This is a genomic window from Pseudomonas sp. DY-1 (assembly GCF_003626975.1).
Classification (GTDB): domain Bacteria; phylum Pseudomonadota; class Gammaproteobacteria; order Pseudomonadales; family Pseudomonadaceae; genus Metapseudomonas.
In genome coordinates, this window is sequence record NZ_CP032616.1 from 3175365 (window position 1) to 3202300 (window position 26936).

Sequence of the window (26936 nt, forward strand, 5' to 3'; positions counted from 1 at the left end):
TGAACGAGTGTTCAATAGCGTTTTCAGCCTTGTTTTCCCAGCCCTTGGCGATGCCCCGGGGCAGAGCGGATGCACCGAAAAAAGCCGCCCGAACGCCCCGGAAATGGGCGTGTCGGACCGGGAAAGAGCGGTATATGCTGGCGCCATGCTGATCGATACCCACAACCACCTGGACTTCCCCGACTTCGACGCCGACCGCGACGAGGTACTGGCGCGCTGCCGCTCTCTGGGTGTGCGACGCCAGGTACTGCTCGGCGTATTCCGTGAGAACTGGCGTCGAGTCTGGGACATGGCCCACGCGGGAGATGATTTCTACACCGCCCTCGGCCTGCATCCGATCTACCTGGCGCAGCACCGGGACGAGCACGTGCTGGAACTGCGTGAGTGGCTGGAACGCCATGCGGACGATCCCAAGCTCTGCGCAGTGGGGGAAATCGGTCTGGATTACTTCGTCACCGAGCTGGACCGCGATGCCCAGCAGCGTCTGTTCGAGGCGCAGCTGGCGTTGGCGGCGGAATTCGAGCTACCGCCACTGCTGCACGTAAGGCGCAGCCATGCGGCGGTGATCGCAACGCTGAAACGCTTTCGCCTCAAGCGCCCCGGCATCGTCCACGCCTTCGCCGGCAGCCTCGAGGAAGCGAAGGAGTACCGCAAACTGGGCTTCCGCCTGGGTCTCGGTGGCGCCCCCACCTGGCCCCAGGCCAACCGCCTGCGCAAGGTCGTGGCACAGCTGCCACTGGAAGACATCGTGCTGGAAACCGACTCGCCGGACATGGCCCCCGCCATGCACCCTTACGGCCGCAACAGTCCGGAGTTCCTGCCAGACATCTGCGTAGCCCTGGCGGAGATTCGCGGTGTTACGCCCGACGAGCTGGCCGAAGCCAGCACGCGGAATACCTGTGAAGTGTTTGGCTGGGAGTCGATATGAGATGTGCTGACAGAAGCGCGATTCTGCTCCTGTAGGAGCGAATTCATTCGCGAAGGGCAGCGCAGCTGCCCTCGTCTTGTTCCGCAATCGCGACTGAAGTCGCTCCTGCAACAGAACCGTCGGTATCTCACTCAGACCCGGAACGCACCAATCAGCTGCTTGAGCTGCGCAACCTGCCCGGACAGCTCGCGGCTAGCCTTCTCGGTCTGGTTCGCCCCTTCGGCGGTGCGCTCGCCAGCGTGATTGATCTCCACGATGTTCTGGTCGATATCGTGGGCCACCGCGGTCTGCTGTTCAGCGGCAGCGGCGATCTGCTGGTTCTGGTCGACGATCATGCCTACAGCACCGAGGATGTTCTCCAGGGCCGCCTGCACCTTGCCGGACTGGTTGACGGTGCCGTCGGCCATCTGATGGCTGACATTCATCGCCTTGACTGCGGCGCCGACACCGCCTTGCAGCTTGACGATCATCTGCTCGATTTCTTCGGTGGACTGCTGGGTACGCTTGGCCAGCGTACGTACCTCGTCCGCCACCACGGCGAAGCCGCGCCCCTGCTCACCGGCACGCGCCGCTTCGATGGCAGCGTTCAGGGCCAGCAGGTTGGTCTGCTCGGCAATGCCCTTGATCACCTCCAGCACGCGGCTGATTGAGGCGCTGTCCGCAGCCAGCTGGTTGATCACATTCACCGACTGGTCGATCTCGCTGGCCAGTTTCTCGATGCTGCCCAGCTGGGACTCCACCAGGGCGCGGCCACTGACGGTTTCCTGGTTGACGCTCTGGGCGCTGTCCACTGCCGCGGCGGCGCTGCGTGCCACTTCCTGTGCGGTGGCGGACATCTGATTCATGGCCGTGGCCACCTGTTCGATCTGGCTGCGCTGCCCGGCAACGGCGATGTTGCTTTCACCCGAAACCTGCTCCACGCGGCCAGCCTGGCGCTCCACTTCAGACACGGTGTGGCCAACCAGTTCGATCAGGTCATGGATCTTCGCCACGGTGCCGTTAAATACCTGGCCCAGCTCACCCAATTCATCACGGCTTTCAGCCCGGAAGCTCACGGTCATATCGCCGCCGGCAACCTGATCCATCACCTTGCCCAAGCTCTTCAGCGTTGTGCGCGTGGACACGTAGAAGCCGCTGTAGAGGTAAACGATGGCGAGGAACACCACCAACAGCGCCACCACCAGCAGCACGGTCTGCACGCGCTTGCCGGCCAGCCGGCTTTCCAGCTCAGCCTTGAGGAAGCCCAGGGAGCCGTCGTTGAGCTGGTAAGTCTTCTCCAGTGAGGCACTGACCTGGTCGTAGAACTGCTGCCACGGCGTGTCGAGGGTATCGGCCATGATGACCTTGTCCTCGAACAATGTGGCGTTCTGCTTGATGGTGTCACGGCTCGCGGCGGTCAGGGCGTCCAGCGCCTGGTGCGCGCGCGGGCTGCCGTCGAGGGCGTCGGCGATCTTCAGGCCATACTCGGCGTTGAGCTTGTCCAGGTCCAGCAGCAGGTCGTCCAGCTTCGTGCTGGCTGCGGAGTTGAGGAAGCCCTGGCCAAGGGAATAGGCGCCAATGGCGCGCCCTTTGCCAAGCGCCATGGTGACTTGCGGCGTGGTGGTGGTAATCAGTTCGGTGATCTGGCGAACGTCAGCCTGGTCGTCCTGGCTGAGCCCGGCCTGGCCGGAGACGAATTTCATGAAGACCTGGGAGTTGCCCAGCAGCTTCTCGATCATCGCGCTCTTGCTCTGCAGCGACGTCTCGCCCTTGGCGGCCTGCAGGGCGGCAATCAACTCGTCGCGCTTGGTATTGAAGGCCTCTACCTGCTCAGGCTCGGAAGCCACCGGCGCGAGTCCTTGCAGGGTCGCGAGCACCTCCTGTTCGAGACTGGAAATGCGCTTTTCCAGGTCACCGGCCTGACCCGACTGGCCGATCATCGAGTTGATCAGGACCAGGTCGTTGAGGCTTTCGAGATTGCGCCGTACGTTCAGGCTGGCACCCAGCAGGTCCAGGCTCTGCAGCTCAGAGCGGGTACTGACGAACTGGCGGTAGGAGTCGCGCACCAGATAGAAATTGGTGATCAACATCGGCAGGAAGAACAGAACACTGATCAGACTGAACTTCATGCCGAAGCTGAGTCGGTTCATCAGGGCGATGGCAGGATACAACAGGGTCTTCACGAGACGTCTCCTGTTCTCATTTATTGTTATGGGCGCGTTCCGAATACCTGACAGCGCTCGGCCAGAGCCTTGCAGCTTCTCCCCTCCGCAAGGCGGCCGTCGGATTTCAATCAGCCGCTTCTGTGAGCTGTGTCAGAAAATTCTGGCGCGCTCATCTGTGTACCCGATATCGGCAGGAGTTTCTGTAACTAAAGGTTAAGCAGGGCGGGACCTGCCCGACGGTTGCGTCGGGCAGGCGATGGAGCTGGGATCAGAACAACAGAGCCCACACAGCGAAGCCGGCGTACCAGAGCACAGCGGCGCGAACCAGGAGTTGCCAAAGAGCGTCCAGGGTTGCCACACCGGCATCGCCACTGACGGGCTCCGGCAGTTCGGCGGCAGCGCGACCGGCCAGATCGATGTACTGGCGCGCCGAAATGTCCCAGTTCAGCAACTCATGCAGCAGCACCCTGCTGACTCCGACGAAATTGCCGACCAGCGAGAAACTCGCTGCCAGCACCCGCACGGGCAACCAGTCGAAGGCATGGCGGATCGATTCCGCGCGCTCTTGCAGTGCGGGTGCCGCCGCATTCTCGGCCGCCAGCGCGAACAGCCGGTAGGCCAGGGCCGCCACGGGCCCCAACAGCGCATACCAGAAGATCACAGCAAAGAAGCCCTCATAGGCTTGCCAGAGCTGGTAACCCTGCACCTGTTGCAACAGATCGCCGCCCTCCTCCGCCTCCAGGCCGAGGTCGCGTTCGGCGACGTGATAGGCAGCCTGGGTATCACCACGCCGCCAGGCATCGCGGAAGGGGCCGAGGTCGGCCAGGACGTCTCCGCGCCCAAGGCTGTAGATGATCACCAGCAGGTGCACCGGCAACGCCAGCCAGCCGTAGGCTACTGGCTCCAAGACCAGAAGCAGGAGTGCCAGCAACACCAAGGGAGGCAATACCAGTAGCGCCAGAATCGCCCAAGGGCGCTCGCTCAGACGCGGATTGGTCTCTGCCTTGGCCAGTTCGCGTAGCCAGAAGCCGTCTTGCTGGATATGCCGACGCCAGGCGGAGAACTTCTCGATCCAGAGCACCAGCAACAACACCAGAAAATACATGGGTTCCTCCTCTTCCTAAGGTTTCAAGGCAGCCCGCAGGCGATCCCAATCGAATGCCGGCCCCGGATCGGTCTTGCGCCCCGGGGCGATATCGCTGTGGCCGCAGATCCGCTCCGGCGTGATGGCCGGGAATGCCAGCCGTAACTGCTCCACCAATGCGATCAGCGCAGCGTACTGAGGTTCCGTGAACGGCAGATCATCGGTGCCTTCCAGTTCTATTCCCAGGGAGAAATCGTTGCAGTTGTCCCGCCCATCGAACAGGGAAATGCCTGCGTGCCACGCACGCTCATTGCAGGAAACGAACTGGGTGACGGCGCCATCCCGCTCGATCAGGAAATGCGCGGACACCTTGAGATCGCGAATGCCCTCGAAATAGGGATGCTCGGCGGGATCAAGGCGATTCTGGAAGAACTCCTGCACCTTCCCCGTGCCGAACTGCGCGGGTGGCAGGCTGATGTTGTGAATCACCAGCAGGGACACCTCCCGCTGCGGGCGACAGTTGAAGTTGGGTGATGGGCAGTGGCTGATGCCCTGGCACCAACCGGAAGCGAGGTCCAGCTGCATGTCGGCTCCTTGGTCTTCTGCCCACTTTAGGCGCAGCGGAGCCATTTTAGCGAGAGGCGGAAACCGCGGCGTGCTGCTCGGCTCAGGGCCTCCCCCTGGTTGCGCCTGACGATGCGGCACCTTGTGTCTGCATTAGGTGTTGCAGGCAGTTGTATTGCCCGTAGGAGCTGGCTTGCCAGCGAATGGCCCCGTTTCGCTGGCAAGCCAGCTCCTACAAGGCGCTTGGCCGGAGGGTAAATCGTTCGCGACAGCTGACGCAGACATAGCGATTGAAATCGCCCCCCACAGAACAGCGCCCACCCGGATCAGCCTGGTGCGCACTGCGCACCCTAGGCGCCCTTGAGCCGCCGGAGGTTGCCGATCACCGATTCCAGCGCGCGGTCGAACAGCAGGGCATCGTCCAGCAGGCGGATCGCATTGCGGCGGAACTCCACGGCCAGGCCCATGCGGGTCTTCTCCAGCACTTTCATGCCGGTGCGGTTGACGAAGATGTACTTACCGGTGGGCTTGATCAGCGCTGCCAGCTTGCAACGCAGCTTGTGCTCTTCGTCTTCCTGGAATTCGACCCAACTGCCGACCCGCAGGTTGTCGACGAAACCAAGGGCCTCGTCGTCATCCGCCAGGCTGACCTCGGGCTCCTGAACTGGGGTTTCACCAGGTGCGGCCAGGACGATTTCCTCGACAACGGCGACCATGGCCGGTGCAGACTCATCTTCCGATTCATCCTCATCCGGCAGGTCGAGCAGCAGGGGCGGCGACTCCAGTCCGTCGTCGGCAACCACTTCCACCGGCTCGGGCTTGCGGAAACGCTGGAAGGCCTGGACGTGCAAGGCCTCCAGCTGGCTGAAGAATTCACTGGTGGAGAAGGGATCGAACGCAGCGCTGGCCAGTCCTTCGCGCAGGGCCTTGAGCAGACCCGGCACCAGTTCCAGCAGGCGGGCACGCGCCTCGGGCGCCTCGTGGGGCTCCACGCTCCAGATCAGGTCGTCCATGGTCTGCTGGCTGGCCTGCCATTCAGACGACTCCACGCCGTGCTTGAGGCAGCTCAACAGCATGACCTTGCTCCAGGCTTCCTGCAGCAGGCGCACGACCACTTCCGGCAAGGTGCGACCCAGAAGGCGCTGATTGAGTGCCTCCTCAACTCGCCGACGAGCCAGCTCCGCCTTGGCGCGACCTTCTTCGGCGTCGCGGGTGCGCTGCTCCAGCAGTTCGCTGCGACGGCGCTCGTCACCGGTGTAGGAAAGGAATTCGGCCAGTAGCTCGGAGAAGATCGCCGGATCATCGACGAAGTCATTCAGCAGGCGTTGCACCACCTGCTCGATACGCTGGTAGAGGTTGTCGCGCTGGGCATCGTCCTGGTCCACCCAACCCAGGGCAGCAGAGGCGATTTCGTTGAGCAGGCGACGCGCGGGATGGCTGCCACGGCTGAAGAAGGTCTTGTCCAGCAGGGCGACCTTGAGCATGGGAATCTGCATCCGGCCGATAAGGGCCTTGAGCGAATCCGGCAGGGTGCGGTCGTCGAGAATGAACTCGAAGAGCATGGAAACCAGGTTGATGACGTCATCGTCCACCTGCCCCACTACCCGTGCACGGCCACTGCGGGCGCTGGCGCGGGTCAGCAACTGGTCGAGGCTCACGCGCAGGTCGTACTCATCGCTGTGCTGCTGTGGCAGGTGCTGCTGCAGGTGGGACAGCAGTCGCATCAGGTCGACACTACTGACCGGCACTGCATCGGCAGGATGCTGGCGGACAGGCAGCGCAGTACCGCGAACCTGGGACAGCAGGTCCTGGAGAACACTGAAGACTTCTTGAACACTCTCCTCATGCACCTGGCCAGCGCCCCCGGTCGCAGCGCCAGGCTGGGCCGACGGTGCGCCGGTCGCAGAACGCTCCGGCTGACGCCGCGCTGGAGCCGAACGCAGGTCCGGCAGCACACCGGCCGCCACCAACTGCTGGTTGGCTTCGGCATAGATCTGGTCCAGCTCGGTGAGTACGTATTTCTCGAACAGCTTGAGGATGATCAGCTTGACCTTGATCTCGACGCCAAGACTGCGGCATGCGTCGAGGAAAACCTCGCACAGCAGGCGCGGGCCCAATGGGTTGGACTTGTCCTCGACCTTCTTGCTGACGAGCGTGTTGAGACGGGTAGTGAGATGGCCCAGGGCAATGCCATCGCGGGCCATCACCTTGGCGACCATGGCATCCAGCGCCACGGCCTCCTCGAGTTCATCGTTCTGCACCAGCGACAGGCTGTCGAAAGACACCGCGCCCAGTTGCGCTGCCTTGCCTATTTCGTACTGGCTGAGGGACGAGAATGACTCGAAGACCTTCTCTAGGAAGGTCCGCTCGATGCTCTTGCGCTTGAGCCGCAGGTCGCGCATCGCCTCGAAGAAGGCATTTTGCTCGGCGTTGCTGGTGGCACGGTCCGCCATCTCGAAGAGGGTGTCGTCCGCATTGTCGAACAGCACCTGAAGCGCCTGCTTCAGCTGCAATGCCACTTTGTCGCGCACCTGGATCAAGGCCACGGGCAGCCTTCCTACCGGCGAGGTTGGCGATTGCTGGGTGGCCCCCTTGTTCAGCGGCACCACCTTAGCGTCGGTCTGCATCACAAGCCTCCCGCAGGCCGAGCCCATCCACAGGGCCTATCGGACCACGATTCGAACATGGGGAGTCATCCATAACGTCAAGCAACTGGCGTCAAAAATAGAAATTTCCGATGTCATTATATGGATGATGCTGTGACAACCAAGCGGAGATTTCCTACAGACATGAATCAAGTCACAGATGCAGGAACACCGACCGACAAGCGCACAGCATGTCCTCCTGACTGTCTAGCAGAAAGCGCGAGCCGGTTGTTGATCAGCACTGCGCCGGTCGTCGGCAGCCTTTATAATCGCCGCCATCCTGCCTGCGGAGCCCACCATGCCCAACCTTCTACTCGCTGACCTCACCGCTGAAATCGAGGCCAACGTACGCACGGCCCTCAAGGAAGACATCGGCAGCGGCGACATTACCGCCCAGCTCATCCCTGAGGAGCGCCAGGCCCGCGCCACCGTAATCACCCGCGAAACCGCCATCATCAGCGGCACCGCCTGGGTAGACGAAGTGTTCCGCCAGATCGACCCGCGCGTGAAAGTCGAATGGCGGGTGCAGGACGGCCAACGCGCCGAAGCCAACCAGGCGCTCTTCCATCTGGAAGGCCCGGCCCGCGCCCTGCTCAGCGGCGAGCGCAGCGCCCTCAACTTCCTCCAGTGCCTGTCAGCTGTCGCCACCCGCGTTGGCCACTATGTGGAGCTGGTGAAAGACACCCAGGTGAAGCTCCTCGACACCCGCAAGACACTGCCCGGCCTGCGCCTGGCGCAGAAGTACGCCGTGACCTGCGGCGGCGGCCACAACCACCGCATCGGCCTGTACGACGCCTTCCTCATCAAGGAAAACCACATCGCAGCCTCCGGCGGCATCGCCCAGGCCATCGAAGCAGCCCACCGCATCGCCCCCGGCAAGCCCGTGGAAGTCGAAGTGGAAAGCCTGGAAGAACTCCAGCAGGCATTGGATGCTGGTGCCGACATCATCATGCTCGACGAACTCAGCCTCGACGACATGCGCACCGCCGTCACCCTCACCGCCGGCCGCGCCAAGCTCGAAGCCTCTGGCGGCGTCAACGAAACCACCCTGCGCACCATTGCCGAAACGGGCGTCGACTACATCTCCATCGGCACGCTGACCAAAGACATCAAGGCCATCGACCTGTCGATGCGGCTAAGCCTCTAAATCCCACCTCGCCGAGCCCCGGGTGTTGCCATGCGCCCCGGGCAAAGCTGTGGTGCGGCCGTCCTGGCAAATTCCAGGACCGGGTTTGGCGACCCGAAACGCAAAAGGCGCACAAGCGCTGACCATCCGATTGCCGGCGCTTTTTTGTGCCGGCAACGTCGCGTCACGGCGGCTGTGCGCGGGAGACCGAAAGGTCTGCCAGGTTCCTTTTGCACCGGTTCGCCAACCTGCGCACAGCTGCCACCCATTCGTTTGGCGACGATTCGTGGCAGCTCCCAAGCAGAAGGAGCTTTGACCATGCACAACCGCATACCTGCAAGGAATGCAGGCCCCCCAGGCAGCCAGCATTACCCCGGACCTGAGAAGCGCCGGAGGTGGGCTATGAACAACGTCGCCCGCATTGCCGACCTCCAGGGCGACCGCCTCCTGACGGCCAGCTACGCCCTCAACACCATCGCCGACTTGCTGGGCTGCGACGGCCTCGAACACCACCTGAGCGACAACGACCTGAAAGGCCTGCACCACGCCGTCAAGACCATCTCGGACCTGATGAAGTGCTCGGCCATGGACCTGTACAACGTTGCGGAAAAGGTGGACAGAAAAGACTGAGAAGCGAGCGCCCCGCCGCCACGAAGCAAGCCGAACCCCGAAAAACAAAAAGCCCCGCAGAACCTGCGGGGCTTTTTGCTTGGATCATGGTGCCGGTAAGAGGAATCGAACCCCCGACCTTCTCATTACGAATGAGCTGCTCTACCGACTGAGCTACACCGGCGCGGGGCGTAAGTTAGCAACCAACTAGTCGAATTTCAATCGGTCGACTCAGCCGAGAGCATTCCTGCCAATTGCGGATAACGCTTGGAAAGAATGACCAATCCTCGCTGGGCCTCGGCATACGTTTCGTCGCCATGTAGCGCTTGCAGGCGCATCATTTCCAACCTTGCAGCCTGCGAATGGCCATTTAGGCCAAGAGCCAAGGAGTACCGAAACAGACTGGGCGGATAAGGGTACCGATGCGCCACTCGCCTCATCCATTCAAGTTCGCCGACAGGCATATCTGGACGAGCCTCAGTTCTTGCGAATCGCACAAACTCCCTCAAATTGCTCAAAAGCCATACATCAGGCGCAGATTGCCCGGCCCTGTGGTCACCGATTCGAGCGGTCTCAAAACGCATCAACCGATAATCATCTTCCAGTTTCCTGTACTCCACCCAGACCAGTCCCAATACCAGCACACCGACCATCCAGATGCCCCCCCCCAGGAAACGGGGTAGAGACACCAAATCTGGAGCCCCCTGCTCCGCCTCAATCAAGCCAATCAAAAAGCCAACGGGGATCAGGAAATATGCATACTCAAGCGGAAGCTCCAACATTCCGTGTAAAAAAACCAGCCCAATTACTAGCCACGCATAAAAGCCTTCCGAACTATCTGATCTACTGGCTAGCCGCAAGAAATGGAAAGAGATAAGAGCAACAGCTGCCAAACCTAACAAGGGGCCATTCCAGATCAGCATGTCCAACACAATATTGTGTGCATGTTCTGTCATAATGGAGACCGGTTCGATCAACGAGACAGCGACTTGCGCTGTGCTGACTTGGTTCCACCCATATCCCCACCAACCGCCGTGATAGACGGCGACCAACATCTGCTTCCATAGCGCCAAACGATGAAGCGCCTGAGCGCGTTCAGCAACACTGTAGGCTGTCAAGTGCATGGCATCCGCGATGACAGGGAGCGCCAACACCAACAGCGCATATACAGCGATCCAAGGCAATAACCTGATAGGCGAAAGCCTCAAACCAAATGCTCTATAACAGTAGAAATGCCAACCGAAGAGACACAAGACTCCCAACCAAGGCGTTCGGGACTGCGTCAGAACCAGACAAAATATGAGGGTCAAGGCAATCATGCTTGCCGACCACCACTGCAATCGCCGCTTTTCCCTCAGATACAAGAGTGACGCAACGGCCATGAGGAGCAGAGTTGCCAGGTTGTTAGGCTGAGCTAGATTCGCGTATGGGCGCCCGTCAAGACGCATGTCGACGACCCAGATTCCTCCATCAAGTCTCAGCCATTGGACCAGAACAACCCAACAGGACAGTATTGCTCCGACCAAAAAGACCCATGACAATATCTCGAAAGAATCCCGCCCCCAAGATGTGAATGCCATTCTCCCAAGAATTACAGCATATGCCAGCCCCGCGAGATAAAGGCTGGAGATCGACGCATCCCCCAAAAAGACCACTTGACCTGCTAGCCACTGCCCCCAAGGAACCAGCGCGAGCAATAGCAGCAATATCGAACACGCCGAGAGTGACAGCCTTCGGTGGAAAACGAAGCACACACCCAGAGTTCCCAATGCCAGAAATGCCAGATAGTCGCTGTAGAACGCGACCCATGGATAATAGTGATTAGGTAGCACCCAAGACAATACCAACATGATGCCGCTGGCCAGCACCGGAACTATAGGAACCCTTTCCATCCCCCCTCCCGAATCACAAACAAAAAGGGGGGATGCAATGCATCCCCCCCTTATACAAATTAACTAGTTAGTTGCCGCGGCAGGAGCCTGGCAGGAACTTAGCCGGTACGCCGTTGGAGCTAGCAGGCCCGCACTTCCACGCAGCAACAGTCTTACCGGCATCGCTGGCAGTCAGAGCAGCGGTAGCAGCACCATCAGTGTAAGGAGTCAAGGTGATGTACTTGTCATCAATAGCAGTATCGTTGAAGCCAGTTGCCTGCACGCTAATCACACCTGCAGCAGTAGTAGAAACTGCCTTGACGTAGCGGGAGGTCTGGGAAGCGGACTCACAGCCCCACGCATCAGCGGCAGGCAGTGAAGTACTAGAAGACTGCACAACTTCAGTCACGGTGGTACGGCATGCGGAAGCCGCCAGAACAACCTCCGACATTTTGGCTCGCTTGGTGTAGTCCTGATAGGCCGGCAGGGCGACTGCAGCGAGAATGCCGATAATCGCTACCACAATCATCAGCTCGATCAACGTAAAACCTTTCTGGGCTTTCATCTAGTCATCCTCAAATGTTGTAGGCCGTTTGCCTACGCAGACTCAAGCAGGGGCCGTGCCAACTTCTTTAAATGCCCTGAAGCGCGTCCTTCAATAGGCGACCACATACCCCATCCGTGAGACGGCTATCACCTCAACAAGCACGTATAAACGCCATAGCCGGCCACATACCGACCAAATTTGTCACCCAACAGCTGCAGATTTGGCGCTATAGACCATCTACGTTATAAGGCTGTGAACATTCTTCTTTGGCACCGCCCCATGACCGACTCCGCCCCTACACTTTCCGGCCTGGCCAAGCAACTGGTCATCACCAATCTGCTAGATGAACGGAGTGCGCTGCAGGCCCATACGCAGGCGCAGCGCAACAAGATTCCGCTTATCACCTACCTGGTACAGAACAAGCTGCTGAAGAGTCGGGATCTGGCGGAAATGGCGGCTGAGCAGTTTGGCGTGGCGTTTCTCGACCTTTCCAGCGTCGACAAGGAATCCCAGCCGAAAGACCTAGTGAGCGAAAAGCTGGTGCGCCAGCACCGCGCCCTGCCACTCTGGCGCCGTGGCAACAAGCTATTCGTGGGAATTTCCGACCCCACCAATCACCAAGCCGTGACCGACATCCAGTTCAGTACCGGCCTCAATACCGAGGCCATCCTGGTTGAGGATGACAAGCTGGGCGATGCCATCGAGAAGTTCTTCGACTCCGCCAACAGCGGCATGGAGGACCTCGGTGACGTCGACCTGGATGGCGTGGATGTCGAGGCAGTCGAAGACGACAAAAAGGACAGCCCCGGTGGCGTGGACGCCGACGACGCGCCGGTGGTGCGCTTCGTCAACAAGATGCTGCTGGATGCGATCCGCGGCGGCTCCTCGGACCTGCACTTCGAGCCCTATGAGCGCTCCTACCGGGTGCGCTTCCGTACCGACGGCATGTTGCATGAAGTGGCCAAGCCGCCGATCCAGCTGGCCAGCCGCATTGCCGCGCGCCTGAAGGTAATGGCCGCGCTGGATATTTCCGAGCGCCGCAAGCCCCAGGACGGTCGGATCAAGATGAAGATTTCCAAGTCGAAATCCATCGACTTCCGCGTCAACACCCTACCGACGCTGTGGGGCGAGAAGATCGTGATGCGGATTCTCGACCCCACCAGCGCACAGATGGGTATCGACGCCCTGGGGTACGAAGAGGAGCAAAAGGAGCTGTACCTGGCCGCCCTGAAGCAGCCCCAGGGGATGATCCTGGTCACCGGCCCCACCGGTTCGGGCAAGACGGTATCGCTCTACACCGGCATCAATATCCTCAATACCGTGGACATCAACATCTCCACCGCCGAAGACCCGGTGGAGATCAACCTGGAAGGCATCAACCAGGTCAATGTCAACCCGAAGCAGGGCATGGACTTTGCCCAGGCCCTGCGCGCCTTCCTGCGTCAGGACCCGGACGTGATCATGGTGGGTGAAGTTCGTGACCTGGAAACCGCCGAGATCGCCATCAAGGCCGCCCAGACTGGTCACATGGTGTTGTCTACCCTGCACACCAACAGTGCGGCGGAAACCTTGACCCGCCTGCGCAATATGGGCGTGCCGGCCTTTAACATCGCCACCTCGGTCAACCTGATCATCGCCCAGCGCCTGGCACGCAAATTGTGTAGCCATTGCAAGAAGGAAGTGGACGTGCCGCGTGAGGTGCTGGTCAAGGAAGGCTTTCCGGAGGCCAGGATCGGCAGCTTCAAGCTGTATGGCCCGGTCGGCTGCGAGAACTGCAACCAGGGCTACAAGGGCCGTGTGGGTATTTATGAAGTGGTTAAAATCACGCCGGCCATGCAGCAGCTTATTATGGAAGAAGGCAACTCCATCCAGATCGCCCAGCAGGCGCGCCGAGATGGCTTCAATGACCTGCGAACCTCAGGCCTGGTTAAAGCCATGAACGGCATTACCAGCCTTGAGGAAGTCAACCGCGTGACCAAGGATTAACCATGGCGGAAAAAGCGCTGAAAACAAGTACCTTCGCCTGGGAAGGTACGGACAAGAAAGGCAGCAAGGTCAGGGGCGAACTTAGTGGCCAGAACCCGGCGCTGGTGAAGGCGCAACTGCGCAAACAGGGCATCAACCCCACCAAGGTACGCAAGAAATCCACTTCTCTGCTGAGCGCAGGGAAGAAGATCAAGCCCTTGGACATCGCCCTGTTCACCCGCCAGCTAGCCACCATGATGAAGGCCGGCGTGCCCCTGATGCAGTCCTTCGACATCATTGGCGAGGGCTTCGAGAAGCCGGCGATGCGTACGCTGGTGAACGAGGTCAAGCAGGAGGTTTCCTCGGGCAACAGCCTGGCCAACTCCCTGCGCAAGAAACCGGAATACTTCGACGAGTTGTATTGCAACCTGGTGGACTCAGGCGAACAGGCAGGTGCCCTGGAAACGCTGCTTGACCGGATTGCCACCTACAAGGAAAAGACCGAGGCCCTGAAGGCCAAGATCAAGAAGGCGATGAACTATCCGATTGCGGTGGTCGTGGTCGCGATCATTGTTTCCGCGATTCTGCTGATCAAGGTGGTGCCTCAGTTCCAGTCGGTGTTCGCGAATTTTGGTGCTGAGCTTCCGGCCTTCACCCTAATGGTCATTAACCTTTCCGAACTCCTTCAGGAATGGTGGTTCATTGTGTTGCTTGGCTTCTTCGCGGCTGGCTTTCTAATTCAACAGACCCACAAGAAGTCTGAAAAATTCCGCGACTGGGTTGATCACACCGTGCTCAAGCTCCCGATCGTCGGCGATATCCTCTACAAGTCTGCAGTAGCTCGCTTTGCCCGCACGCTGGCCACCACCTTCGCCGCTGGCGTTCCTCTTGTGGACGCATTGGATTCAGTAGCAGGCGCCAGCGGTAACGTCGTTTTCAAGAACGCCGTACTCAAGGTCAAGCAGGACGTGTCCACCGGTATGCAGCTGAACTTCTCCATGCGCACCACGGGAGTCTTCCCCGCCATGGCCGTGCAAATGACCGCCATCGGCGAAGAATCCGGCGCACTGGATGACATGCTCGACAAGGTCGCCAGCTTCTATGAAGCCGAAGTGGACAACGCCGTCGATGGCCTTACCGCTCTCATGGAGCCCATGATCATGGCCGTGCTCGGCGTGCTGGTCGGCGGTTTGATCATTGCGATGTACCTCCCCATCTTCCAGCTCGGCAACGTCGTCTAAACCATGCAATTGATCGACTTTCTGGCCAGCCACGCGCTGGCCTTTGTTTTCTGCGCGCTGCTGCTTGGCCTGCTGGTGGGCAGCTTCCTCAATGTGGTGATTCACCGCCTGCCGAAGATGATGGTTAGCGATTGGCAGGAGCAGGCCCGTGAAGCATTGAGCCTGCCGGCGGAACCCAAGGGACCGGTGTTCAACCTGATCCTGCCGAACTCCCGCTGCCCCCATTGCAGCCATGAGATTCGCGCCTGGGAGAACATCCCGGTGGTGAGCTACCTGGCGCTGGGCGGCAAGTGCTCGTCCTGCAAGGCCCCCATCAGCAAGCGCTATCCCTTGGTTGAGCTGTTTTGCGGCGCGCTATCTGCCTATGTGGCATGGCATTTCGGATTCAGCTGGCAGACCGGAACTTTCCTGGTGCTGACCTGGGGCCTGCTGGCGATGAGCATGATCGACGTCGACCACCAGTTGCTGCCGGACGTGCTGGTCCTGCCTCTGCTCTGGCTTGGCCTCATCCTCAACAGCCAGGGCCTGTTCGCCAGCCTGGAAGACGCGCTCTGGGGAGCGGTTGCCGGCTACATGAGCCTGTGGTCGGTTTACTGGGTGTTCAAGCTGGTGACTGGCAAGGAAGGTATGGGCCACGGCGACTTCAAGTTGCTGGCGATGCTCGGCGCCTGGGGTGGCTGGCAGGTGCTACCGCTGACTATCCTGCTGTCATCCCTCGTGGGTGCGGTGCTGGGTGTGATCATGCTGCGTCTGCGCAACCAGGACACGGCAACCCCCATCCCCTTCGGTCCGTACCTGGCGATTGCCGGCTGGATTGCATTGCTCTGGGGTGATCAAATAACGGCGACCTATCTGCAATTCGCCGGTTTCAAATGAACAAACCCTGGATTCTTGGCCTCACGGGCGGTATCGGAAGTGGCAAGAGCGCTGTCGCTGCCCACTTCAGCGAGCTTGGTGTGCACCTGGTGGATGCCGACCATGCTGCACGCTGGGTAGTCGAGCCCGGCCGCCCTGCCCTGGCGAAGATCGCCGAGCATTTCGGTAGCGATGTGCTGCAAGCGGATGGCCAACTGGACCGCGCTGCATTGCGGCAACGCATTTTCGAGAACGCGGACGAACGCCGCTGGCTGGAAACGCTGCTGCATCCACTGATTGGTCAGGAAATTAGCCAGTACCTGGCGCGCGCCGAATCCCCCTACGCCATTCTGGTCTCGCCACTGCTCATTGAATCCGGCCAGCATCGCCTCACCCAGCGCGTGCTGCTGGTGGACGCGCCGGAAGCCATGCAGGTTCAGCGCACCATGCAACGGGACAAAGTGCCCGAAGAGCAGGTCCAAGCCATATTGAAAGTGCAGGCCAGTCGCGAGCATCGCCTCAAGCATGCCCACGACGTGCTGCTCAACGACCGCGGCCTGGATTGGCTGCGTGCCGAAGTGGAGCGCTTGCACAACTTCTACCTGACCCTGCGAGGAGGCCAGCCATGAGTCAACCCGTCACTGTGGAGTGCCCCACTTGCGGCGCCCCGGTGGAATGGGGCCCGCAAAGCCCGTCCCGTCCTTTCTGTTCCGAACGCTGCAAGCTGATCGACCTAGGGGCCTGGGCCGCCGAAGAACATGCGATTCCCGGCGACAATACAGAAGACGAGCTCTTCTCCGGCGACCTGCCGCCGCGGGAGCACTGAAGCGGCAGTGCGTAGGATGGCGTTGAGCGAAGCGAAACCCATCGATTGCAGACCAAGAACTCGCTCGTTGGGCTTCGCTACGCGCTGCGCCAACCTACGCAACGCGGGCGCCAAGCCCACTCAAGGCCGCATGAAGCTGTAGTCCCGCTCCGGGTCGAGGTTGTCGGCCAGGAAGGTCAGCTCCTGAGCCAGATCATCTGCCGGGCGCAGCATTGCACTGCGCTCGACGACTGCACTCAGCAGGGCGCGTAGTGCCAACTCGTCGCTGAAGCCCTCGCGTTTGGCTGCCTCCAGGCTCTGTTCCAGGGCGGTTCTTGCCCAGTCGTGAATCCCCATGTCGTCTGCCCCTTATGTTGGTGGATGGAAACGCTACGTCTGCGTTAGCTGTTGCGAGAGATTGACCATCGGGCCAAGAGCCTTGTAGGAGCTGGCTTGCCAGCGAAACGCCGCCATTCGCTGGCAAGCCAGCTCCTACGGGCAATGCAGCTGCCTACAACACGTCCTGCGGACATAGCCGATGGAAAAGCACCATCCACGCTACGAAACCGAGCGGCATGAGATCCTTGACGCAAATCAGGTGTCAGCCGGGAATAAGGCGAGCGAATCCTGGGAGATCAACGCGGCGTGTCGTCATCCTTCCAAGGTGCCTGGAGGTAACGGGTGCGGTTGAAGGTCTCCAGCCAATCCGGGCAGAACACCACCAGGGCAGTCACGGCCGTGCCGTTGATAAAGGCTTCAGGGAACATCACCAGCCAGAGGTAGCCAACGAAGTCTTCCAGCCAGGGCGGCATCGGGAAGACGCCATCCATCCACAACAACCCCAGCCCGATCAGCACGCAAAACAGTGCTGCCAGGGCTGCCGGAAAGAATCCACAGCAGAAGATGTATACGAACAGATTGCGTGGCTGGTAGTGCTCAACCCACTTGGCGCAAAGCTCGGTAACCAGGACCGGCAGCAGCACCAGCAGGGCGCCGTTGATGCCCACGGCTGCCAGATCCTGCTTGCCCAACGCCAACAGGCCGAGTTGTGCGACCAATCCACCCAGCACTGCCAAAGGCCAATCCAGCAACAGGGTAACCGCGGTTAGTCCGATGAAGTGATAAGACAAGCCCGACTCGAAATCCCGTCGCATCAGCCAGAGCAGGAAGAGCACCATCACAGTGCCGAACACCAGGTGCTGACGGCGGGAGTCACTGAACAGTTCGAGCCAAGGCGCTCGCCAGATTGCCCAGGCAATCACTGGGAGGTAGATCGCCCAGCCAAGCGTCAGGGTTTCGGGAGAGAGAAGTTCTGCGGCAATCACGGCACCAGCGACTCCAGCGCGGCGCGAAGTACCGCAGCGTCACTGAACGCCTTGCGCTCCGTCAGCGTACCGTGGTCCAGCTGCAGCCAGAGCACGTGCGACTCGTCGCCCGGATAACGGCTGGCAACGCGGGAGTCGCGATCCAACAGGACGCGATAGTTGTACTCCTGCATGGCGGGCACCGCAAAGAGCGAGGAAACAAGCGATGGCATACGACTGATGTCTGCCACGAACACCGCATGACGCGCTTCCAGATACCCCTTTGGCTTACCGTCCAGTGCTGACTTCACCAGCTTACCGCCGTCCATGCCACGCGCCACCAGCAGCACCTTCAGCCCGTCGTCAAGGCTATAGGGCTGATCGAACTGGTCCAGAAGTGTCCATGGGGCGAGTCGCTCCCCGACTTCCAGCGCTTGACTGAAAGTGGTGAGCAGGCAAAGCAACAGGCCAACGTAGATCCGCATCGATTCAATCTCCAGTGGTCGAGTAGACCCGAATGTCTTCGCGCTCCGACCAGCCCCGTTGCATCTGCCAGAACGCCAGCGCCTCAGGCGCATCTTCCAGCACGAACACATGGGACTTGCGGATACCCAGTGCAGTCAGCCGACGTAATGCTTCCTGCAACAAGGCGCGCGCCCAACCCTTGCCCCGAAATGGCCGGTCTACCACCAGGTGCTGCAGGTAACCGCGGCGACCGTCATGCCCTACGAGCAGGCTTCCAACCAGATGTCCGTGGTCATCTTCGAGCAGCAGGGAGAGGGCTGGGTTGCGCTGCAAGTAGGTGCAGAACGGTTCCAGCTCATCTTCTGCGCGTACGCGAACTCCGGGCGTGCGACGCCAGAGCTCGAGCAGGGAGGCGTGGTCCGCGGCAGTGACGGGACGAATGTGCATGGTGAACTCCAGGCAATTGCTGGAAGTTTACACCGCACCGGCGCCGGTCAAGCTGTGCGCATTTGTCGCGATAGCGTCTCCGCTGGCGCGTCAGGGGTACCCAGGGGCCCGACTGGAAGGCTAAGCTGCGGATCATGAACGAGTCCGACTACCTGCGCCTGCTGACGCGGCAGGCCGAGCAAGCCAACGACTTTCTGTCGAATGCGCGCAAGTGGGAACGCGAGCGCTGGGTCTGCCAGCGGCTCCTGCAGGCGCTCAACCTGCCCTATCGACTCGACGAGTTCACTACCAGTCAGGAACCGCCGGACGTGCAGTTCCGCGAAGCCAACTTCGAGGTGTTCTTCGTATTGGACGAAGGGCGCCGCCTCAACGAGGAATGGCGCGCCGAACTGGAACGGCGGCGCAGCGCCTTTTCCCTGGCACAACTGGTGCGCCGGGAAAGTCGCCCAAAGCGCATCGCCGCCGCCGAGCTCCAGGCACGCCTGGCGCCAACCCTGCGCAAGAAGGCCCGCAATTATAATGAGCGGGGCCTCGACCTGGGCGAGCTCGACCTGCTGGCCTTCGTCAACCTCAAGCGCGCCACACCCGACTTCAACAGCCCGTTTCCACCTCCCACCGAATACTTGCGCCAAGGCTGGCGCTCGCTGTCGCTGGTGGGGTCGAATTTCGCCCGGGTGCTCTTCGCCCATGGCGACGCACCGGACTTCCTGCGCAGCAACCTCGGCCGAACCATTCTTTTCGACGTAGGAGTCGGACTTTGACCGGCTTCGTTCAAATTTCCCCCGCCGCGCGTTGAGCGCCTGTGAATTCGCCGGCTAGAATGCCCACCACTACAAAGTCGAGGCCCCCATGCCCAGCCGCCTGACGCCCGAAGACCAGCAAAAGGTCGACCAGTACCTGAATCTCCCCCAGCACCAGGTGGAACGCCAGCCGTTCCGCCCGTGGCGCCTGCTGTGGATTGTGCTGGCCATCGTCGTCGTGCTGGGCCTCCTCAGCCGCCTCCTGAGCCGACTGGTGCTATGAGCTGCCTCCTGCGCTCGCCCTCGGCGAACACGAATTCCTATAGCCTTGCGAGACTTTCCCATGTCCCATCGTATCGTGATCGTCGGCGGCGGCGCCGGCGGCCTGGAGCTCGCTACCCGTCTGGGTAGAACCCTCGGCAAGAAAGGCCTGGCCAAGATCGTCCTGGCCGATGCCAACCTCACCCACATCTGGAAACCCCTGCTTCATGAAGTGGCGGCCGGCTCGCTGAACTCCACCGAGAACGAGCTGAACTATGTCGCCCAGGCCAAGTGGAACCACTTCGAGTTCCAGCTCGGCCGCATGAGCGGGCTGGACCGCAAGCGCAAGGTCATCCAGCTGGCGGCCACCCATGATGAAGATGGGCGCGAGCTGGTGCCTGCCCGCGAACTGGACTACGACAGCCTGGTCATTGCGGTCGGCAGCACCACCAACGACTTCGGCACCGAAGGCGCGGCGCAGCACTGCATTTTCCTCGACACCCGTGAGCAGGCCGAGCGCTTTCACCGCAAGCTGCTCAGCCACTACCTGCGCGCCCACGCCCAGCAGAACGCCCACGATCAGATCAGTGTCGCCATCGTCGGAGCCGGTGCCACTGGCGTCGAACTGGCCGCTGAGCTGCATCACGCGGCCCATGAACTGGCCGCCTACGGCCTGGATCGCATTCAGCCGGAAAACATGCGCATTACCCTGATCGAAGCCGGCCCGCGCGTTCTTCCCGCACTGCCGGAGCGCATCAGCGCGCCGGTGCATCGCACCCTGGAGAAGCTGGGAGTCACCGTGATGACCGGTGCGGCAGTGAAGGAAGTGACAGCCGAGGGCCTATTGACGGCACAAGGTGAAACGATTCCCGCCAGCCTCAAAGTCTGGGCCGCCGGCATTCGCGCCCCGGCGTTCCTCAAGGACCTGGATGGTCTGGAGAGCAACCGTATCAACCAGCTCGTTGTGCGCCCGACCCTGCAAACGACCCGAGATGACGATATTTTCGCCTTCGGCGACTGCGCGGCCTGTCCTATGGGGGACGGCACTGAACGCAACGTGCCGCCTCGCGCGCAAGCGGCGCACCAGCAGGCCTCGCTGCTGGTGAAGTCGTTCAAGTCACGCCTGCAAGGCCAGCCACTGCACGACTATCAGTACAAGGACTACGGTTCGCTGATTTCGCTCTCGAGCTTCAGTGCCGTCGGCAACCTGATGGGCAATCTGATGGGTAGCGTGAAACTGGAAGGCTGGCTGGCACGGATGTTCTACATCTCGCTCTACCGCATGCACCAGATGGCACTTTATGGCGCCTTCCGCACTGGCCTGCTGATGCTGAGCGATCGCATCGGCCGCAGCACGGACCCGCGCCTGAAGCTTCACTGACGCACTCAAGGCAAGGTGGGATTTCGAGTACCGGAGTCCGCCTTGCCTAACTCATCGCGATCCAGCCCAGCAGCGACGCAAAAAATCGTTGCAAACAAAAAAGCGGTAAGGCTTTCGCCTTACCGCTTCTTCGGACCTCCCGAGAGGTCTTGTATGGTGGGTCGTGTAGGATTCGAACCTACGACCAATTGGTTAAAAGCCAACTGCTCTACCGACTGAGCTAACGACCCAAATGTGAGGTGGTCGGGGTAGAGAGATTCGAACTCCCGACATCCTGCTCCCAAAGCAGGCGCGCTACCGGACTGCGCTATACCCCGTAGGAAGTTGGCTCCGCGACCTGGACTCGAACCAGGGACCCAATGATTAACAGTCATTTGCTCTACCGACTGAGCTATCGCGGAACTTCGGTCTTCCAACTCTTCTTCGCTTCACCGCTTTGGTTTAGCGCTTCAGAGGCGCGCCATTTTACGGATAGCGAACAGCCTGTCAACCCCTAAAAAAACGAATTCCTACAATGATTTGCAGATAGCCACCCGAGTGCTATACCTGAGCCGTGGCGAGATCGTTGCAGGTCGTGGTCGCGACCTGTCTCCCTACAGGACGGCTATGAGCAATCAGGATCGACCCCCAACTCCTCCCGGCCCCGTGACGACCCTGGCCAGCCGCGGCATACAACCGCGCTTCGGTGATTTGGTGCAAAGCTGCCGCAAGCTGGTGATGAACCGGTTGGCGGAACATCTGACGGGGGTTTTCGGCCAGGTTGACGACACGCTCTTCGAATGCGCCGAGAAGGCCGAGAACAATCAGGTCCAGACGCTGTTCTTCGACAGCATGCGGGACATCCGCAAGCAACGCCCCCAAATAGAACGCGCGTACCACCAGCGTATCGCCAAGAGTTTCGAAGACTTCCTCGGCGGCAAGCTGAAGCCCGAGCTGAAAGCTGGCGAGCTGGATGCCGACCACCTCCAGTTGATGGAAAACGAGGAGTACGAAGAAAGCCTGCTGGTCACCAATATGGTTAGCCGGGTCAAGTCGCGTTGTTCGCAGTCCCTGTTCGCCCTCGATCAGCGCCTGGCGGTACTCAATGGCGGGCGCAAGTTGGGAGACGACGACAACCCGTTCGGCCCGCAGGCTGTGGCACTGGCCTTCCGCGAAGCGCTGGAGCCCCACCCCTTCCCGCTGCGGATCAAAACCATCCTCTATATGCTTTTCGACCAGCATGTGATGCATGGCCTGGACAGCGTCTATGAGGCCCTCAACCAACGTTTGATCCAGGCCGGCGTGCTGCCCAACCTCAAGTACAGCGTGCAGCGCTCCACCAGTGTGCCCCATCCGCCCTCATCGGCAGCGGGTAAGACACCACCCGGGGACAAAGCGGCGCAACCGCCCACTCAATCGCCGCCCGCGCCCCAGGCAAGCGGCCCACTGGACCTGACCGGCGCACCACCCAGCGACCCCGGCCAGTTGTTCAGCGGACTGGCCGCCCTGCTGGGCGAGCGCCGCATGCACCACAGCGACGCCCCGCTCCCCGGCGGAACCCCGAGCATCTCGAGCTTTGCCCCGCGAGGCGCAACCCGCACCTATAGCGCGGCGGAACTGCTCGAAGCTCTGAACCGCCTGCAACAACAGTCCGCCCAGGACCTTGCCAGCAAGCTACGCCAGCCGCAGCGCGTTGAAGGTCTGAAAGCCGACCTGCAACAACAACTGGAAAGCCACAGCAACCTGCCCGGACAACAGAAACTGTCCGATTACGAAGCGGACGTGATCGACCTGGTGGGCATGCTCTTCGATTTCATCCTCGACGACGACAACCTGGCCGATGTCTACAAGACCGCCCTCTCCCACCTGCACACGCCCTATTTAAAGGTCGCCCTGCAGGACAAGGCACTCTTCACCCAGCATCACCACCCGGCCCGCCGACTACTCAACTGCATGGCACAAGCCGGTGTGCTCTACGTCGGTGAAGGTGAGGAACGCGGGCTGCTGGCGAAGATGCACTGGGTCGTCGAGCGTGTCGTGCATGGCTTCAGCGGAGACCTGCTGCTGTTCGACAGCCTGTTAGATGAGTTCAACGAGTACGTCGGCACATTGAGGCATAAGGTGGAACTGCGCGAACAGCGCGCCGTGGAAGCCGCCAAGGGCCGCGACAAGCTGCTCGGTGCCCGTCAGCAGGCAGTCGACACAGTGGGCCGGTTCCTGGCCGGTCGCGAACTGCCCGGCATCATCCAGCACTTCCTCGAACTCACCTGGACCGACGTACTGGTCTTCGTCCTGCTCCGCCATGGCGACCGCAGCAACGAGTGGCAGCGCTCGGTGGAGGTCGCCGAGCAGTTGGCGTGGAGCGGAACCCCGCTGGACGCCGACGGCCGTGCCCGCCTTCAACAACTGCGTGTTCCAATGCTGGAAGACCTACGCAAAGGCCTGGAATTGCTGGGTGGCTATCACGAAGACGGTATTCGCCGCCTACTTCAGGATCTCGTCGCTTGCCAGCATGCCGTTCAGTCGCAGCAGCCGCAGGTGGCTGCACGTATCGACAGCCCGCTGCCGGAAAGCAAGCTGGGCGAGATGCTCGGCGAGGACTCGGAGCTGGCCAACACACCGAGCCCTGTCAGCCTATCCAATCGTGCCCAAGACTTGATCCGGGATCTCTCGCGCCTGGAGTTCGGTACCTGGTTCGAATTCATCGACGGCCCCGACACCCGAGCTCTCAAGCTGTCCTGGTACAGCCCTACCACGCGCAACTATATGTTCGTCGACCACAGCGGCCAGCGAGTGGCGATCGTGCCCATTACCCAGCTGGCCATGGACATGGAGCAAGGGCTGGCCCGCCTGGTTCCGCCGGAACGCAGCGCCCCACTGGTGGACCGCGCCCTGGGCGCTATCTACCGGGTACTGCAGCGCTTTACCGGCCGCACCACCTAGCCCGCCGTAGGAGTTCGCCATGGAAGAACGTCGCCAGCACAGTCGTCATGCCACAGAGCTACAGCTGGAAGTATTCGATCTGCATTCGGGACAGCGCCTGGGACGCATCGTCGACTTGTCGATGGATGGCTTCATGCTGCTGAGCGAGCTGCCACTGGTCGCCGACTCGGTGTGGGAGTGCAGGCTCGTCCCACTGACTTGGGTGGAAGGCCTGGAGGAAATCCGACTGGGCGCCGATTGCCTGTGGACGCGCAAGGGCGAAGATCAGCACAACTGCTGGGCAGGCTTCCATATCATCGACCTGGCAGAAGACCAGGCAACCGTTCTTGAAGACCTGCTGCAGTCCATTCGCACGCCCTGACTACACAAGAACCACAAAAAAGCCCCGCATAGCGGGGCTTTTTTGTGTCGCCGGAGATTAGCTGAAAACGATCTCGTCGCCTTCCACCTTGGCGGAGATGCTGCTGCCAGGCGCGAACTGGCCGGCAAGGATCTGCTGGGCCAGCGGGTTCTCGATCCAGCGCTGGATTGCCCGCTTCAGCGGGCGGGCGCCGTAGACCGGGTCGTAACCCACGGCAATCAGCTTGTCCAAGGACTCTGGGCTCAGCTCCAGGCTCAGCTCGCGCTCGGCCAGGCGTTTGCGCAGTCGCTGCAGCTGGATCTCGGCGATACCACCGATCTGGTCACGGCCCAGGGGCTCAAACACCACCACTTCGTCGATACGGTTGATGAACTCGGGACGGAAGTGCGCACTCACCGCGTCCATCACCGCCGCACGCTGAGCTTCCCGATCCCCCACCAGCTCCTGAATCTGCGAGGAGCCCAGGTTGGAGGTCATCACCACCACCGTATTGCGGAAATCCACGGTGCGACCGTGACTGTCAGTCAGACGGCCATCCTCCAGCACCTGGAGCAACACGTTGAACACGTCTGGGTGAGCCTTTTCCACTTCGTCCATCAGCACGACAGAGTACGGTTTGCGGCGAACGGCTTCGGTCAGGTAGCCGCCTTCCTCGTAGCCGACATAGCCCGGCGGCGCACCGATCAGGCGAGCCACGGAATGTTTCTCCATGAACTCGGACATATCGATGCGCACCATCGCCTCTTCGGTATCGAAGAGGAACTCAGCGAGGGCCTTGCACAGTTCGGTCTTGCCCACCCCGGTCGGCCCCAGGAACAGGAAGGAACCGCTGGGGCGATTCGGATCGGCCAGGCCGGCGCGGGAGCGGCGCACGGCGTTGGCCACGGCGACGACCGCCTCGTGCTGGCCGATGACGCGCTTGTGCAGCCCTTCTTCCATATGCAGCAGCTTCTCGCGCTCGCCCTCCATCATCTTGGCAACCGGGATACCGGTCCATTTGGAGACGACCTCGGCGATTTCTTCGTCAGTGACCTTGTTGCGCAGCAGCTGGTTCTCGGTCTTACCGTGCTGATCAACCATTTGCAGGCTGCGTTCCAGGTCCGGGATCACGCCGTACTGCAACTCAGCCATGCGCTGCAGATCGCCCTTGCGCCGCGCGGCGTCCATATCCTGGCGAGCCTGCTCGATCTTCTGCTGGATCTGCGCCGAACCTTGCACCTCGGCCTTCTCGGACTTCCAGATTTCCTCCAGATCGGCGTATTCGCGCTCGAGCTTCTGGATGTCCTCTTCCAGCTTGGCCAGACGCTTCCTGGTGGCTTCGTCCTCTTCCTTCTTCAGGGCCTCGCGCTCGATTTTCAGCTGGATCAGGCGGCGATCGAGCCGATCAAGGGCTTCCGGCTTGGAGTCGATTTCCATGCGGATGCGGCTGGCGGCTTCGTCGATCAGGTCGATGGCCTTGTCCGGCAATTGGCGGTCAGTGATATAGCGGTGCGACAGCTTGGCGGCGGCGATGATGGCGCCATCGGTGATGGTCACACCGTGGTGCACCTCATAGCGCTCCTTCAGGCCCCGCAGGATGGCGATGGTGTCCTCCTCGCTCGGCTCGTCCACCAGTACTTTCTGGAAACGACGTTCCAGCGCCGCATCCTTCTCGATGTACTGGCGGTACTCGTCCAGGGTGGTCGCGCCAACGCAATGCAGCTCGCCTCTGGCAAGAGCCGGCTTGAGCATGTTGCCTGCATCCATGGCGCCCTCAGCCTTGCCGGCACCAACCATGGTGTGCAGTTCGTCGATGAAGAGAATGACCCGACCTTCCTGCTTGGAGAGCTCGTTGAGTACGCCCTTCAGGCGCTCCTCGAACTCGCCGCGGAACTTGGCGCCGGCGATCAGCGACCCCATGTCCAGGGCCAGCAGGCGCTTGTCCTTGAGTCCATCCGGCACCTCGCCATTAACGATGCGCTGGGCCAGGCCTTCGGCGATGGCCGTCTTGCCGACGCCGGGCTCGCCAATCAGCACGGGGTTGTTCTTGGTGCGGCGCTGCAGGACCTGGATAGTGCGGCGGATTTCGTCATCACGACCTATAACCGGGTCCAGCTTGCCTTCTTCGGCGCGCTTGGTCAGATCGACGGTGAACTTGTCCAGCGCCTGGCGGGACTCCTCGACATTGGGATCATTCACGGCCTGGCCACCACGCAGGTTGGCGATGGCATTCTCCAGCGCCTTGCGGGTCACGCCCTGGCCGAGCAGGAGCTTGCCGAGACGGGTGTTCTCGTCCATGGAAGCGAGCAGCACCAGCTCACTGGAGATGAACTGGTCGCCCTTTTGCTGGGACAGCCGATCGGCCTGGTTGAGCAGGCGCGCCAGGTCCTGGGACAGGTTCACATCGCCAGTGGGGTTCTGGATCTTCGGCAGATGGTCAAGCTCACGGGTCAGGCCCTGGCGCAGGGCCGCCACGTCGAAGCCCACCTGCATCAGCAGAGGCCTGATGGAACCGCCCTGCTGATCGAGCAGGGCCAGTACCAGGTGTACGGGTTCTATAGCGGGGTGGTCGTGGCCAACCGCCAGGGACTGCGCATCAGAAAGCGCCAGTTGCAGCTTGCTGGTCAAACGGTCAATTCGCATGGGTTCGTCCTTCCTTCAGATAGCGGGCGGCACGATGAAGGCGCCTGAT

The 26936-nt window shown here is 61.0% G+C and carries 24 protein-coding genes, 4 tRNA genes and 1 pseudogene; 13 read left to right on the plus strand and 16 right to left on the minus strand.

Features of this window, described 5'->3' with window-relative positions; all coding sequences use genetic code 11:
* Positions 1-145: 145 nt before the first annotated feature.
* On the plus strand, positions 146-928 hold the full coding sequence (locus D6Z43_RS14970; protein ID WP_120652949.1) for a TatD family hydrolase: 783 nt from the start codon (positions 146-148) through the stop codon (positions 926-928).
* A 131-nt stretch (positions 929-1059) separates the two neighbouring features.
* Here D6Z43_RS14970 and D6Z43_RS28785 read toward each other — a convergent pair whose 3' ends face one another.
* The 5 genes and pseudogenes from D6Z43_RS28785 to D6Z43_RS14990 form a co-directional block, all read right to left on the minus strand.
* Positions 1060-1773, minus strand: coding sequence for a methyl-accepting chemotaxis protein (locus D6Z43_RS28785; protein ID WP_371924421.1), 714 nt, complete (start codon positions 1771-1773; stop codon positions 1060-1062).
* Positions 1774-1917: 144 nt separating this feature from the next.
* A pseudogene (locus D6Z43_RS28790) lies at positions 1918-3057 on the minus strand (HAMP domain-containing protein); the annotation flags it as partial.
* Between the two features lie 283 nt (positions 3058-3340).
* Complete coding sequence (gene ampE, locus D6Z43_RS14980) at positions 3341-4177, minus strand: regulatory signaling modulator protein AmpE (protein WP_120652951.1); 837 nt, start codon at positions 4175-4177, stop codon at positions 3341-3343.
* 15 nt (positions 4178-4192) lie between these two features.
* Positions 4193-4741 (minus strand): 1,6-anhydro-N-acetylmuramyl-L-alanine amidase AmpD, encoded by a 549-nt coding sequence (gene ampD, locus D6Z43_RS14985; protein WP_120652952.1) that lies wholly within the window; start codon positions 4739-4741, stop codon positions 4193-4195.
* Positions 4742-5070: 329 nt separating this feature from the next.
* Positions 5071-7347 carry a DUF1631 domain-containing protein gene (locus D6Z43_RS14990; protein ID WP_120652953.1) on the minus strand — a complete coding sequence of 759 codons (2277 nt, stop codon included), beginning with the start codon at positions 7345-7347 and terminating at the stop codon, positions 5071-5073.
* A gap of 316 nt (positions 7348-7663) precedes the next feature.
* Here D6Z43_RS14990 and nadC point away from each other — a divergent pair, with 316 nt between their 5' ends.
* Together nadC and D6Z43_RS15005 are read left to right on the plus strand one after the other, a co-directional pair.
* Positions 7664-8512 (plus strand): carboxylating nicotinate-nucleotide diphosphorylase, encoded by an 849-nt coding sequence (gene nadC, locus D6Z43_RS14995; protein ID WP_120652954.1) that lies wholly within the window; start codon positions 7664-7666, stop codon positions 8510-8512.
* 381 nt (positions 8513-8893) lie between these two features.
* Positions 8894-9121, plus strand: coding sequence for a hypothetical protein (locus D6Z43_RS15005; RefSeq protein ID WP_120652956.1), 228 nt, complete (start codon positions 8894-8896; stop codon positions 9119-9121).
* Between the two features lie 87 nt (positions 9122-9208).
* Here D6Z43_RS15005 and D6Z43_RS15010 read toward each other — a convergent pair.
* The 3 genes from D6Z43_RS15010 to D6Z43_RS15020 all read right to left on the minus strand — a co-directional run bounded on the left by D6Z43_RS15010 (position 9209) and on the right by D6Z43_RS15020 (position 11536).
* A tRNA-Thr gene (locus D6Z43_RS15010) sits at positions 9209-9284 on the minus strand.
* Between the two features lie 34 nt (positions 9285-9318).
* Entirely contained in the window at positions 9319-10992 is a 1674-nt protein-coding gene (locus D6Z43_RS15015) for a PglL family O-oligosaccharyltransferase (protein ID WP_120652957.1), read from the minus strand.
* A gap of 67 nt (positions 10993-11059) precedes the next feature.
* Positions 11060-11536, minus strand: a complete 477-nt coding sequence (locus D6Z43_RS15020) for a pilin (protein ID WP_120652958.1) — start codon at positions 11534-11536, stop codon at positions 11060-11062.
* Between the two features lie 261 nt (positions 11537-11797).
* Between D6Z43_RS15020 and pilB the strand changes: the two genes are divergently transcribed.
* The 5 genes from pilB to yacG are packed head-to-tail and all read left to right on the plus strand — an operon-like array spanning position 11798 to position 16405.
* Positions 11798-13504, plus strand: a complete 1707-nt coding sequence (gene pilB / locus D6Z43_RS15025) for a type IV-A pilus assembly ATPase PilB (protein ID WP_120652959.1) — start codon at positions 11798-11800, stop codon at positions 13502-13504.
* A 2-nt stretch (positions 13505-13506) separates the two neighbouring features.
* A complete protein-coding gene (locus D6Z43_RS15030; RefSeq protein WP_120652960.1) occupies positions 13507-14724 on the plus strand; it encodes a type II secretion system F family protein in 1218 nt (405 codons plus the stop codon).
* A 3-nt stretch (positions 14725-14727) separates the two neighbouring features.
* Positions 14728-15600: an A24 family peptidase gene (locus D6Z43_RS15035; RefSeq protein WP_120652961.1), complete on the plus strand. Its 873-nt coding sequence runs from the start codon at positions 14728-14730 to the stop codon at positions 15598-15600.
* Positions 15597-16208, plus strand: a complete 612-nt coding sequence (gene coaE / locus D6Z43_RS15040) for a dephospho-CoA kinase (RefSeq protein ID WP_120652962.1) — start codon at positions 15597-15599, stop codon at positions 16206-16208. Before D6Z43_RS15035 ends, coaE begins: the two co-directional genes overlap by 4 nt.
* Positions 16205-16405: a DNA gyrase inhibitor YacG gene (yacG, locus tag D6Z43_RS15045; RefSeq protein ID WP_120652963.1), complete on the plus strand. Its 201-nt coding sequence runs from the start codon at positions 16205-16207 to the stop codon at positions 16403-16405. The genes coaE and yacG overlap by 4 nt, the downstream gene beginning before the upstream one ends.
* A 120-nt stretch (positions 16406-16525) precedes the next feature.
* On the opposite strand, the gene D6Z43_RS15050 is transcribed toward yacG, so the two are convergent.
* The 4 genes from D6Z43_RS15050 to D6Z43_RS15065 all read right to left on the minus strand — a co-directional run bounded on the left by D6Z43_RS15050 (position 16526) and on the right by D6Z43_RS15065 (position 18600).
* On the minus strand, positions 16526-16741 hold the full coding sequence (locus D6Z43_RS15050; protein WP_120652964.1) for a hypothetical protein: 216 nt from the start codon (positions 16739-16741) through the stop codon (positions 16526-16528).
* Between the two features lie 278 nt (positions 16742-17019).
* Positions 17020-17709: an energy-coupling factor ABC transporter permease gene (locus tag D6Z43_RS15055; RefSeq protein WP_120652965.1), complete on the minus strand. Its 690-nt coding sequence runs from the start codon at positions 17707-17709 to the stop codon at positions 17020-17022.
* Positions 17706-18173, minus strand: a complete 468-nt coding sequence (locus tag D6Z43_RS15060; RefSeq protein WP_120652966.1) for an FAD/FMN-containing dehydrogenase — start codon at positions 18171-18173, stop codon at positions 17706-17708. Before D6Z43_RS15060 ends, D6Z43_RS15055 begins: the two co-directional genes overlap by 4 nt.
* 4 nt (positions 18174-18177) lie before the next feature.
* On the minus strand, positions 18178-18600 hold the full coding sequence (locus tag D6Z43_RS15065; protein ID WP_120652967.1) for a GNAT family N-acetyltransferase: 423 nt from the start codon (positions 18598-18600) through the stop codon (positions 18178-18180).
* 134 nt (positions 18601-18734) lie between these two features.
* Here D6Z43_RS15065 and D6Z43_RS15070 point away from each other — a divergent pair, with 134 nt between their 5' ends.
* The 3 genes from D6Z43_RS15070 (at position 18735) to D6Z43_RS15080 (ending at position 20982) form a co-directional block, all read left to right on the plus strand.
* Complete coding sequence (locus D6Z43_RS15070) at positions 18735-19361, plus strand: DUF1780 domain-containing protein (RefSeq protein ID WP_120652968.1); 627 nt, start codon at positions 18735-18737, stop codon at positions 19359-19361.
* 88 nt (positions 19362-19449) lie between these two features.
* Positions 19450-19623 carry a DUF3094 family protein gene (locus D6Z43_RS15075; RefSeq protein WP_120652969.1) on the plus strand — a complete coding sequence of 58 codons (174 nt, stop codon included), beginning with the start codon at positions 19450-19452 and terminating at the stop codon, positions 19621-19623.
* A 60-nt stretch (positions 19624-19683) separates the two neighbouring features.
* Positions 19684-20982, plus strand: coding sequence for an NAD(P)/FAD-dependent oxidoreductase (locus D6Z43_RS15080; RefSeq protein WP_120652970.1), 1299 nt, complete (start codon positions 19684-19686; stop codon positions 20980-20982).
* Positions 20983-21136: 154 nt separating this feature from the next.
* Here D6Z43_RS15080 and D6Z43_RS15085 read toward each other — a convergent pair.
* The 3 genes from D6Z43_RS15085 to D6Z43_RS15095 form a co-directional block, all read right to left on the minus strand.
* Positions 21137-21212: transfer RNA gene (locus tag D6Z43_RS15085), tRNA-Lys, on the minus strand.
* 10 nt (positions 21213-21222) lie between these two features.
* Positions 21223-21299 (minus strand) — tRNA-Pro (locus D6Z43_RS15090).
* A gap of 8 nt (positions 21300-21307) precedes the next feature.
* Positions 21308-21383 (minus strand) — tRNA-Asn (locus D6Z43_RS15095).
* A 205-nt stretch (positions 21384-21588) separates the two neighbouring features.
* On the opposite strand from D6Z43_RS15095, the gene D6Z43_RS15100 reads away from it, so the two are divergent.
* A complete protein-coding gene (locus D6Z43_RS15100; RefSeq protein ID WP_120652971.1) occupies positions 21589-23904 on the plus strand; it encodes a DUF1631 domain-containing protein in 2316 nt (771 codons plus the stop codon).
* Positions 23905-23923: 19 nt separating this feature from the next.
* Positions 23924-24265: a PilZ domain-containing protein gene (locus D6Z43_RS15105; RefSeq protein WP_120652972.1), complete on the plus strand. Its 342-nt coding sequence runs from the start codon at positions 23924-23926 to the stop codon at positions 24263-24265.
* Between the two features lie 57 nt (positions 24266-24322).
* Here D6Z43_RS15105 and clpB read toward each other — a convergent pair whose 3' ends face one another.
* Positions 24323-26887: an ATP-dependent chaperone ClpB gene (clpB, locus tag D6Z43_RS15110; RefSeq protein WP_120652973.1), complete on the minus strand. Its 2565-nt coding sequence runs from the start codon at positions 26885-26887 to the stop codon at positions 24323-24325.
* Between the last annotated feature and the right edge of the window lie 49 nt (positions 26888-26936).